At 71.3% G+C, this 9537-nt stretch carries 11 protein-coding genes; 3 read left to right on the top strand and 8 right to left on the bottom strand.

Features of this window, described 5'->3' with window-relative positions; translation table 11 throughout:
* A partial coding sequence (locus AC08OX_RS10760) for a hypothetical protein (protein ID WP_476607681.1) occupies positions 1-535 on the top strand: 535 nt, incomplete at its 5' end.
* Between the two features lie 83 nt (positions 536-618).
* Here the strand turns inward: AC08OX_RS10760 and bcp are convergent.
* From bcp to AC08OX_RS10740, 4 genes are all read right to left on the bottom strand, one after another.
* On the bottom strand, positions 619-1110 hold the full coding sequence (gene bcp / locus AC08OX_RS10755) for a thioredoxin-dependent thiol peroxidase (protein WP_476607680.1): 492 nt from the start codon (positions 1108-1110) through the stop codon (positions 619-621).
* A gap of 156 nt (positions 1111-1266) precedes the next feature.
* Positions 1267-2079 (bottom strand): DsbA family protein, encoded by an 813-nt coding sequence (locus AC08OX_RS10750; RefSeq protein WP_476607679.1) that lies wholly within the window; start codon positions 2077-2079, stop codon positions 1267-1269.
* A complete protein-coding gene (locus AC08OX_RS10745) occupies positions 2036-2602 on the bottom strand; it encodes a DoxX family protein (protein ID WP_476607678.1) in 567 nt (188 codons plus the stop codon). The genes AC08OX_RS10750 and AC08OX_RS10745 overlap by 44 nt, the downstream gene beginning before the upstream one ends.
* The gene (locus AC08OX_RS10740) at positions 2599-3225 is read right to left on the bottom strand and encodes an SCO family protein (RefSeq protein WP_476607677.1); all 627 of its coding nucleotides are present in this window, start codon (positions 3223-3225) and stop codon (positions 2599-2601) included. The genes AC08OX_RS10745 and AC08OX_RS10740 overlap by 4 nt, the downstream gene beginning before the upstream one ends.
* A 592-nt stretch (positions 3226-3817) precedes the next feature.
* Here AC08OX_RS10740 and AC08OX_RS10735 point away from each other — a divergent pair.
* Entirely contained in the window at positions 3818-4243 is a 426-nt protein-coding gene (locus AC08OX_RS10735) for a DUF3618 domain-containing protein (RefSeq protein ID WP_476607676.1), read from the top strand.
* A 50-nt stretch (positions 4244-4293) separates the two neighbouring features.
* Here AC08OX_RS10735 and AC08OX_RS10730 read toward each other — a convergent pair whose 3' ends face one another.
* From AC08OX_RS10730 to AC08OX_RS10715, 4 genes are all read right to left on the bottom strand, one after another.
* Positions 4294-5535, bottom strand: coding sequence for a lysylphosphatidylglycerol synthase transmembrane domain-containing protein (locus AC08OX_RS10730; RefSeq protein ID WP_476607675.1), 1242 nt, complete (start codon positions 5533-5535; stop codon positions 4294-4296).
* 147 nt (positions 5536-5682) lie between these two features.
* Complete coding sequence (locus AC08OX_RS10725; protein ID WP_011435370.1) at positions 5683-6111, bottom strand: ATP-binding protein; 429 nt, start codon at positions 6109-6111, stop codon at positions 5683-5685.
* A gap of 305 nt (positions 6112-6416) precedes the next feature.
* Positions 6417-6545: a hypothetical protein gene (locus tag AC08OX_RS10720; protein ID WP_023841030.1), complete on the bottom strand. Its 129-nt coding sequence runs from the start codon at positions 6543-6545 to the stop codon at positions 6417-6419.
* A gap of 1519 nt (positions 6546-8064) precedes the next feature.
* Positions 8065-8730, bottom strand: a complete 666-nt coding sequence (locus tag AC08OX_RS10715) for a hypothetical protein (RefSeq protein ID WP_476607674.1) — start codon at positions 8728-8730, stop codon at positions 8065-8067.
* Positions 8731-9152: 422 nt separating this feature from the next.
* Here AC08OX_RS10715 and AC08OX_RS10710 point away from each other — a divergent pair.
* Positions 9153-9537 (top strand): GroES family chaperonin (locus tag AC08OX_RS10710; RefSeq protein ID WP_476607673.1); only part of this gene is annotated, 385 nt, incomplete at its 3' end.

Here is a 9537-nt window from a genome sequence, read left to right as displayed (position 1 = left end):
GGCTCACTGGGAGACGATTCATATGACCCTCACCGAGGTTCCGCGCTCCGCCCCCGCCGATGTTCCGCCCACCGGCGAGGCAGCGGCACAGGTCGAGAGCCCGCCGGCCAAGATCAGGGCCAAGATCAGGGCCGAGGTCAACGTCAGGGCCGGGAACGAGACCGGGAACGAGGCCCAACGGCTAGTCGGCCCCGGCCCCCGCCACGCCGCCCAGCGTGCCCTCCTCGAACGGAACCGGGCGTTGAAGCTCATCGACACCGGTCGGGCGACGACCGCGGCCGTCTGCGCGGTCCGTGACACGGGCCTGCGGGTGAACGGCAGGCCGGTCGCCGAGGTTCATCTGCTCATCGAACGCCCCGGCGCGTGGGGCAACGTGTACCCGGTGGTGCGCAGCACGGTCCTTCCCGACCTGGACGTCGACCTGAGCGAGGCGGCGACGGCTTCGTCGGGCCGCCCGCGTCGTATCCCCGTGCTGGTCGATCCGCACCGTCCGGAGAACGTGCTGTTGGGCTGGGATCTGCGGCTGGCGAGCTGACGAAGCCGTCAACGAAGCCGTCAACGAAGCGGCCGACGAAGCCTGCGGGATGGGCCGGCCAGGCGCCTCAGGGACGGTCCCGGTCAGGCGGCTGCGAGGCCCAGGTCGCGCAGCAGCTTGGCGACATGACCGGTCGCGCGGACGTTGTACTGCGCCACCTCGATCGTGCCGTCCGTGCCGATCACGAACGTCGAGCGGATCACGCCGATGGTCTTCTTCCCGTACATTGTCTTCTCGCCGAAGGCGCCGTACGCAGCGAGCACCTTCCGCTCCGGGTCGGAAAGCAGCGGGAACGTCAGGGCTTCCGCGTCGCGGAACTTCACCAGCTTGGCGGGCTTGTCGGGAGAGATCCCGAGCACGTCGATGCCGGCGTTGTCGAGCTGGGCGAGGCTGTCCCGGAAGTCGCAGGCCTGCTTCGTGCACCCCGGGGTCGACGCGGCCGGGTAGAAGTAGACGACGACCCGCCGTCCCCGGTAGGACGCCAGGGACACCTCGTTCCCCTCGGAGTCGGGCAGGGCGAAGTCGGGTGCGATGTCGCCGGGGACCAGACGGGCGGCGTTGGCGGTCTCAGTCATGGCCCGAAAAGTAGCCGTGGCCCGCGCGGGACGGCAAACCCCCCCGGCGGACAGATCCCCAACGTGGCGAGGTTCGGGGGACCTGGGCACGGTCTGTGCACCATGGACCGTGCCCAGGTCCCCCATCTGCTCAGGCTGCCCTGCTCAGGAGCCCGGTCAGGCTGCCGCGTCGACCGCCGCGCGGAAGCCCTCCGGGGTGAGCTGCTCCCCGGACAGCCGCTTGCCGTTGACGAAGACGGTCGGCGTGCCGGTGACGCCGGCCTTCGATGCGTCCTCGTCAACCTTGGCGACGTACCCGTCGTAGGTCCCCTCGTTGACCGCTTTCCGGTACGCCTGCGAGGTCAGCCCCGCTTTCGCCCCGAGCGTGATGAGCGTGTCGTTGGTGAAGCCGCCGGTGCGCTCCTCGGGCTGGTTCGCGTACAGCACATCGTGCAACTGCCGGAACCCGCCCTCGTTGGCGGCTGCCGCCGCCGCGTTCGCTGCCCGCTTCGACTCCGGCCCGATGAACGACATCATGTGGTAATCGATCTTGATTTTGCCGTCGTCAAGGAGCTTGCCGATGGTCGGCCCGGTTGTCTTCTCCAGCGTCCCGCAGATGGGGCACTGGAAATCCTCGTACAGGTCGACGGTGACCGGCGCGGACGCCTTGCCGGCGACGATGCCGTGATCGGTGCCGGTGGCGCTCGCTGGCAGGACCACCGGCTTCGACTCCTCGCGGGAGTTCTGGACGGCGAAGCCAATCACGCCGACTAGGACGAGAACGGCCAGCACCACGCCGGTGATGATGCCGCGCCGCCGTCGCCGTTCCCGCGCTGCCGCCGCGGCCCGCGCCGCCGCGGCCTTGGCCCGTCGCTCCTGTCCGCTGACCGTCTTGCCTCCACCTGCCGGGGGGGTCGCGTCGGGCCTCGCGCCGCCGCCAGGGGCCCTACCGCCGGTCGTCAACGGTGCCTTCTTCGACTTCGCAGCCATCAGCGGTACTCCCGGAAAGATCGTTCACTGGTTGGTCGAGGAGACGGTCCACCGCCAGGTAGCCGCTCGGCCGCCAGGCCAGCAGCCCGGCGGCGGCGAGCAGCAGGCTGTCGCGGATCAGCTCGGAGGTGTAGTGAGTCGGGGCGTCGGCAGTGAGATCACCCCCGGAGGAGAAGCAGCCGCAGTCAATCCGCAGCCCCCGGGCGGCGGCCGACGCGATCGCTGCGATGTAGACGGCGAACATCACCGCGGACACGAAGGCGGACAGCCGCACGGCGAGCCCCACGACGAGCAGCATCCCCAAGGCGATCTCCAGGAACGGGACGCCGTACGCGATCGGCTGCACGAGGGCATCGGGCAGGATGCGGAACGCCCGCACGGAGCGCACCATCCCGTCCGGGTCGTTGACCTTCAACAGCCCGGCGACCAGCCAGACCACGCCGAGGCCGAGGCGCAACACTGTGGAGACGGCGCGACTGGCCGGCTGCATGGGGGTGACAAGGCTGTAGGTGATCGGATTCAAGACCGTGCTTCTTCTGATCCGGACCGCTTGGCGGTCAGTGTGGGCAGGTCGTCGATGTATTCCTGGACGCTGGTCCCCGCCAGGTACAGCGCGCGGATCCTGTCATCCCGAGAGAAGACGATGACCTGGGCGCCATGGGTGACCAGAACGGAGCCGTCGGCCTGGACCTCCGGTTTCTCCAGGGGAACGCCCAAGGCCTCGGCCTCGGTACGGATCCGGTCGAACGGGCCGCGGACGCCGATGAAGGTTGCGTTGAACTGTTCAAGCCAACGGCTGAGGACCGCCCCCGTATCCCGATCAGGGTCGGTCGTCACGAAGACGACCGTCACCTGGTCACGCACGTCCGGTTTCACCTCGCCGAGTGCCGACGCGAGGTCCGCCATCGTGGTCGGGCAGACGTCCGGACAGTGGGTGTAGCCGAAGAACAGCATGGTGATCTTCCCCTGCGTGCGTGTGCGCAGGTCGAAGGGACGGCCGTCGGTGTCGGTGAGGTTGAGGGCCGGCTTGGCCAGCCGCCTGGCCGGGACGGTGCCGTGCAGGCTGCCGTCGCCGCCGTTGCCCACATCGACGATCTTCACTCCGGTGTCGGTTCCCGAGCCGGCGCAGGCGGTGAGCAGCGCCATCGAGGAAGCGACCAGGACCGTGGCAATGGTTCCGGCCAGCGCCGGACTGCGCCGCCGGGAGCGCGACGGGGGGAACTGTCCAGACGGGGAACCGTGTCGTGACGGGAACCCGTGTCGTGACGAGGATGATGGACTGGGGCCATGACGCTCCAGGGCAGGGCTGGGCAGGACGGATCGGGGCCACGGAAAACGTGTCCGCCTGACCGCGGCAGGTGCTGATGGTGGGAGTCGCCCGGGGCGATGTCCACCCGGGCCAGAGCACCGCTGGCCGTCGCGCACAACGTTCAGCGTAATGTCCCGCCGGACGGATTCCGGTGTGCAGTCGCTTCCGCCTGCGGCGCCAGCTGCGCCAGCTGCGTGGTACGGAGACCGGGACCGGACGGGGCGAGACGCCGTGCGTCAGTGCGCCCGCGTGACGTGTCGCGCCACTGGCGGTTTGGTCTCGCCGGGCGGTGATGTGTCTGGCACGATCGTTGCAGGCCGGTCGCACCCGACGGAGATGTCCGTGGCGTCCATCGACGCCGATCGACGCCGATCGACGCCAGCCGCGGGAGCGCGTCCGCCATTCGCAACGGACGAAAGGGTGACATCGGTGCCGCAGGACCCGGCCGTGATCCAGCAGCAGATCGAAGAGACCCGCGCCGAACTGGCGGAGACGATCGATTCCATCACGGAGATCGTCAGCCCGCGCCGCGTCGCCGAGCGGGCCCAGATGCAGCTGCGGGTGAAGACCGCCGAACTGCGCCACAGGTACGGTCCGGTCCTCGGGATCGGCCCGGGGCCGGCGCTTCCCGAACTGGAAGCCGGCGTCGGAGCCGATGGCGTGGCCCGGCGGGGGGACGCGGGCACGCTGACCGGGGGTGCGCTGGACGGCAGGGCGGTGCCCGGCCCCTCTGGCGGCGCCACCGTGGTCCGGGTGGTGCGCTGGGAGCGGGTCGTTCTCGTGGGTGGAGGTGTGCTGCTCCTGGTGGGTGGGATCCGTCATCGCCGTCGTCGCCGGTCGTCCCGGCGCGGGTGAGCGGCCCACCCGCCCGCCTGGGCCGCTCCCGGGCCGGTCGCGCCCCCCGCCTACAGGTCGCCGGTGCGGCGCAGCCAGGCCAGCATGAGGAACCCCGGCAGCACCGGCAGCCAGAAGCTGATCAGGCGGTAGACGAGGACCGCGGTGAACATGGACGCCGCCGTACCGCCCGCGGCCGCGAGCCCGAAGGCCAGTGCCGGTTCGATCGCGCCGATGCCGCCGGCTGTCGGCGCCGCGCCGGCTACCATCGAGCCGATGAGGTAGACTACGGCAACGGACAGCAACGTCATGCTGGTGCCGAATGCCCAGACCGTGCAGGCGAGCGCGAGGATCTGGAAGAAGCGTGTCCCTGTTTGGGACAGCAGCAGCAGCAGAGCCCGGCACGGGGAATGGGCGAGGATCTTCAGATGGGTGTCGAAGGCCCGCACCGCCGGCCGGGCCTTCGACCGGATCCGTGGATGGGCCACGGTGCCCGTCACGAGCGCGCAGACCGCCCCACAGCCGAGCACGAACGGCCCCGGCCCGAGCCCCTGGACAGTGGACCGCAGCGGGTTGGCCACGGCCGCCCCGATGCCCGAGTCGCTGAGGGTGCCGGCGACCAGGACGATGCCCCCGAGGTGCGCCACCCCGCCGGCCACCTTGATCGACGTGATGGCCGCCAGGGCCGCGGGACGCGTCATCCCGCGCCGTTCCAGGAAACGCAGATGGATCGCGATGGCCCCGAGACCCGCGGGCACGATCCGGTTTGCCGCCGCTGCCGCGACCTGCAGACCGGTCACGGTGCGTAGCTCGATCCGCAGGCCGCTGGCCGCCCGCATGGACAGGCCGTTGGCGAAGTAGAACAGGACCGAGGAAAGCGCGCAGATGACGAGCCAGTGCCAGCGGGGCGCGGGAACGCCGGCCAGCCGTGAGGCCATGTCGCCGCGGAAGCGCACGGCCAGGATGGTGAGGGGCATGGCGAGCACGCCGGCGAGCAGGACGTTGCGCCGCCGGGAGCGGGACGATCGAACCGGTCCGAGACGGAGCGCGAGCGGTTCGGCGAAGACGTGGACGTCACCGGCCGGGGATGCGACGAGCTCGCCCCTCGGTGTCGTTGCAGAGCTCGGTGTCGTTGCAGCCACGTCGTCGGAGTCGTCGCTCGGGTGGGCACCGGAGCGTCGTAGTAGCTGCCGGGTCAGCACCACCGGCGGTGGAAGCGGGGGCGCGGGCGTGGCGGCGCTCCCGGCGCTGACAGCGCCGAGCAGGACCGGAGTCTCGATGACTACCCCCGTAGGATCGACAGGCGCGGTCACGGTCGTGATGCAGAGGAGACGTACGTCACGGTACGCGGCTTGACGGTATGCGGCTTGGCTGAACAGCAGCTGAAGCAGTCTCATTGCCAACCTGGCCACCGGAAGTCGCGCGACGACGCTTCGGGAGGAATCGGTCGGCGGCCCCGGTCAGGAGCCGCAGACCGCCTCGATCGGATCCTGTTGGCGTGGCAGGTCGAACCAGACCTGCTTGCCTGACCCCCGGGTATCCGGTACCTCGACGACGCCCCACTGCATTGCCAGCGCGGCGACCAGATGCAGGCCCCGGCCCGACTCGTCGTCGTCGTGGGCGGGCTTCAGCACCGGCCACAGCGAGCTTCCGTCGTCGACCGCGATGCGGATCCGGTCGTCGCGCAGGGACAGTGTGAGGCACAGGGCGGCGCGGGCGCCGACGAAGCGCACCGCGTTCGTCACGACCTCACTGACGAGTAGCTGCGCGACCTCGACGGTCTCCGGGCGGCCCCAAGCGGCGAGCAGCTCGGTGACCAGCCGGCGGGCTCGGCTGGCGGCGCGGGGATCGGCGGGCAGGTCGAAGCGTGCGCTGAGAGCTTCGGCCACGCCTCACCTTCCGGGGGATTGTCAGTCACGGTCGTCGTTCCGGTGCGGGGGTCTGCCGCGTCGCGTTACTGCCACCATGACCGCCCCCCCAAACCTGACCCTCTGTGGTCGTCGAGCCGGGCAACGGCCACGCGACGCATCTGGATACCGCGACCGGGACGTCCGGGCGACGCGACGCGCCGAGGACGGCATCGGCGCTTCCCCCGCCGGGTGCCGGGCCGGGGTGCCGGGCCGGGGTGCCGGGCCGGGGCGGGTCGGCCTCCCCCGCTGGGACGGCCGGGCGGGTGACCGCGTCGGGGATGGCGTCAGATGACGTCGATGCCGTCCAGCACCGACTCGCGGCGAGCCATCCAGGCCCGCGTGACCTCGTCGACCGCGGTCTGGTCGATGCGGGCCGCCGCCGCCGACAGATCGCTGCGGGGGGACGGCACCATGTCCGCATCCGCATCCGCTCGCGCGGCTGTTCGCGGCATGGCAGCCCGACCGGGGTGTGACGAGTTCGGCGGGTCGATCCCAGGTTGCGCGTACCGGCTACCGGAGCCATGCGGTACACCACCGGTTCCGTCCGGGGCGCGCCCGTCGGGCGGGGTCGGGTTCCGATCGAAGGCCGGCCCGGGGTGGTCGGGACGGCCGATGGGCCGTGGGCCGGGCTGGTCCCTCGTCGGCTGCCCACCCGGTTCCGCGCGCCGCCGCGGTGCTCGGGGACGGTCTGCCCAGGCTCTCGCCCCGTTCTCCGCGGGGCGTCCCGGGGACTCGGCCGGGCCCGGCCGTCCGCGGTCGGGCTGCCCGCGGTGTGTGGATCCCGGCCGCATAGATCCCGACCGGGTGGATTCCGGCGGCGTCGGCCCCGGCTGGGGTGATGGCCGGCCCTGGCGGCGTCCGGGCCCCGGCACCGCGGGACCGGGGTCCGACGGGCCGCCTGGCCCGGTTCCGGTCATCGGGCGCGGCGTCTCGGCCCTGGCCGTGGCCATCTCGACCGGGCCGGAGATCGAGGGAGCGGGCCGGGATGACGGCACGACGACATCGTCCCGGCCTACCGACGGGTTTACGGCCGGCGGGCAGCCGTCCGCGGCGGACCGGTCCCGGTCCGTGGGGTACCCGCCCGTCGGATGCCGGTCCGAGGAGTATCCGTTGGGAGCATGTTGCCGCCGGCCGGGCAGTCGTGGCCGGGCACCGGTTGGCCGCGGAGCACCCCGCTGGGCGGGATGGGCGGCCGGGGGCGGGTAGCCCGAACGGTCGGAGTATCCGCCGGACGGCGGGTGGTCGGAGTCTGCCGGGGACCCCATGGGCAGGTGGGCAGCCGCCCCGGGCATCGGCTCGGGGAACTGTCCAGGAACCGGGACAGGCGGCCTGACCGGTGACTGCGGTGGCGGGGGTGACTGCGGTGGCGGGGGCGACTGCGGCGCGGGCGGTCTGGCCGCGGGGCGCGCCGGAGGGAACATCCTGGCCTCGTCAACCGCCCGGCTGTCCGGTGCGGCGCCCGGCGACATGCCGGTGATCGCGATGATCGACGCGCAGGGCCAGAGACGGTCGCAGCTCAGGCAGAGGTCGAACTCATTCGGCTGATGAAGGTCGATGAGGGTGATCAGCGAGTGAATATGCTCGACGATCTTCGGGCCGGCCAGGACCGGCCCACGGGCGATGATGTCGAGCTCCGAGCGCAGTCGCCCGTGATATTGCTCGACGTCAGCAAGGCGCGGATCCTCCATCACCGGCAGCATGCACCATAGCGGGCCAACGGGCACGAAGGGTGTAGCCCGTTCGGGTTTACCGTCACCGCTGACTCACGTTCCGTTTCTGACCCGCGGTGCCAGATGCCGCTGATGGTTCCCTCTCCCTTACGTGCGGTGAGGGCGGGAAGTGGGTTCGCCGGGACGGGCCGCATGGTCATGCCGAGCCGGAGTACGAGCCGGAGTCCGGACGGCGTGGCCGCGGGGAGGCGCTGATCGCAGATCAGGACCGGTCCGGCCGGACCTCGTCCGTGCGGCGGACCTGCCGCATCAGACCCTCCTGAAGCCTGGCGAACTCCTCGATGTAGGGACTTTCGACCTGCCCGGGGGCACCTCCGGGTTCCTTGCCCGGCGCGGACCGGTCGAACGGCTCGAAACCCGCGAACTGCCCGCCGGCACCCGGCGGCATGCGGTCGGGCTGGCCGTCGAACGCGGGATAGTGCCCACCCCCCGCCGCCTGGGTGCCCCGCTCGGCGGGTCCGTCGTACCCGGGTCCGTAGGAGGACGGCAGGCCGTTGCTGCTCTGCGGGACCGCACGGTCCGCGGCGTTGTCGAACGCCGGGTAGTGGGCACCGTTGGCCGAGGCCGCGCGGTCGGTGGGACCGTCGTAGGCGAACTCCGAGCCGTTGGGACTGCCGGCCCCGGGGCTGATCGAGAGCGGGGCGCCGCGCATGCTGTCGCCGGAGGTGTCCGACTGCTCCGTGGAGAGGAACCCCTCGGATGCCGGGTAGATGCGGGCCGACAGGCTGACCGACATCGGGTCACTGCCGTAGGTGATGACGTCAACCTGGTCCTCCGCGCTGATGCCGCCGCTGCGGGCGAGATCGACGAAGCGGAACAGATCGGCCCACCGTAGCCCATCGAGGTCGACGCTGATACGCAGTGCCATGATCCTGCCCCATCCCTGAGGTTCGTTACGTGCCGACGGTTACCTGGGCGCCAACGGACGATCGAGGGGTGACCGGCTCGCCCCCGTCAGCGCCAGCCCGGGCGGCGATGGGCGGCAGCTTATACCGCGTTGGGAGACCATTCCCCATCCGGGGAGGTTCGGCTGGCTCTGCTCCGATAAGGCGAAGTGGGGGTATCGCGTTCTTCGTCGCGTCCCGTCACCCGAGGGCATTCCCGGGCGGAACGTTGGCGGGGAATCAGGACGGCCGGGCGGGCCCCTCCGGTGAGGAGGTGTGGGGTGCGTGGATGCCGGCCGGGAGGCGTGGAAAGTCGCGGCCGGCGGACGTGGTCGGTCGATCGGGCGGTCGTGAAATGCCGCCTGGGGTGTCACCGGTGATTGGAAGGCGGGTAGTGTCCGACCCTGTGAACGTTGTGTCCAGCGGTGTCAACGGGGTCGGCGCGGCTGGGGTGGGCACGCAATCGGGTGTCATGCAGTCCGGCGCGCTGCCAATCAGGCTCCTGCACGACCGCGTGCTGGTCGAGCCGCGTGAGGATGCCGTGGGCCGGCGGTCGAAGGCGGGCATCGTCATCCCCCCGACCGCGCATATGGGGAAGCGCCTGTCCTGGGCGGACGTCGTCGCGGTGGGGACGGCCGTGCGGACCATCCAGGTTGGCGATCGGGTGTTGTTCGACCCCGAGGACCGGGCCGAGGTGGAGCTGCACTCGACCACCTACGTTCTGCTGCGGGAGCGGGACGTGCACGCCGTCGCGGCGGAGCGGTTGGACGACGGCCTGACGGGTCTGTATC

It is taken from the genome of Frankia sp. CoBUL1 (assembly GCF_978021245.1).
This window is presented reverse-complemented; position numbering and strand designations above follow the sequence as displayed.

What these genes read in the sequence shown, in the direction of transcription:
- AC08OX_RS10720 (WP_023841030.1), bottom strand. Translation starts at nt 6,545, where the DNA reads ATGGTGCCGTCCCCCCGCAGCGATCTGTCGGCGGCGGCGGCCCGCATC.
- AC08OX_RS10740 (WP_476607677.1), bottom strand. Translation starts at nt 3,225, where the DNA reads ATGGCGCTGCTCACCGCCTGCGCCGGCTCGGGAACCGACACCGGAGTG.
- AC08OX_RS10750 (WP_476607679.1), bottom strand. Translation starts at nt 2,079, where the DNA reads ATGGCTGCGAAGTCGAAGAAGGCACCGTTGACGACCGGCGGTAGGGCC.
- AC08OX_RS10715 (WP_476607674.1), bottom strand. Translation starts at nt 8,730, where the DNA reads ATGGCACTGCGTATCAGCGTCGACCTCGATGGGCTACGGTGGGCCGAT.
- bcp (WP_476607680.1), bottom strand. Translation starts at nt 1,110, where the DNA reads ATGACTGAGACCGCCAACGCCGCCCGTCTGGTCCCCGGCGACATCGCA.